This is a genomic window from Wolbachia endosymbiont of Drosophila seguyi, assembly GCF_028981765.1.
Lineage (GTDB): Bacteria > Pseudomonadota > Alphaproteobacteria > Rickettsiales > Anaplasmataceae > Wolbachia > Wolbachia pipientis.
The window spans coordinates 1-522 of sequence record NZ_JAPQLM010000051.1; the positions used below are offsets into that span (position 1 = coordinate 1).

Below are 522 nucleotides of genomic sequence, written 5' to 3' on the forward strand. Positions count from 1 at the left end.
TCCCGCTGCTTGTTAGCGGGATCTCTTGTTAGCGGCTGAGATACCGCGAATGAATCGCGGTATGACGTAGGACTGCTGTCATTCCAGCGCGTGACGCTGGAATCCAGTTCTTATTACCTGGTGTAAAGTTAAGTTTCCTGGATCCCAGTGTCTGGGCACTGGGATGACAAGAAAGGAGCACTGGGATGACAAGAAAGAGGCTACTTGGATAACAGAAGAAGGAGGCTACTTGGACAACACCCTGACAACCATCATCCCGCTACGTGTTAGCGGGATCTGGAAATACCGCGGCGGTATGACGTAGGACTGCTGTCATTCCAGTCTGGAATCCAAAAAAGGATGATGTCATCCCAGTGCTTGACACTGGGATCCAGCTTCTGTGCAACCTCAGCAAAAACATTCATTTAGTATAAACTTTCCATGCTAGTTTGCTTGCTTACAAGCAAACTTTCCTGGATCCCAGTGGGCTTTGTTGCATCGCTCAAGCGAAAAGAACTGGCAGTTACTGACAAAATTCATTAT

At 47.9% G+C, this 522-nt stretch carries 1 protein-coding gene; it reads right to left on the bottom strand.

The window, feature by feature from the left end; all coding sequences use genetic code 11:
• Positions 1-78 precede the first annotated feature (78 nt).
• Positions 79-192, bottom strand: coding sequence for a WPE palindromic element domain-containing protein (locus OZD62_RS01075; RefSeq protein ID WP_251371765.1), 114 nt, complete (start codon positions 190-192; stop codon positions 79-81).
• Positions 193-522: the final 330 nt, after the last annotated feature.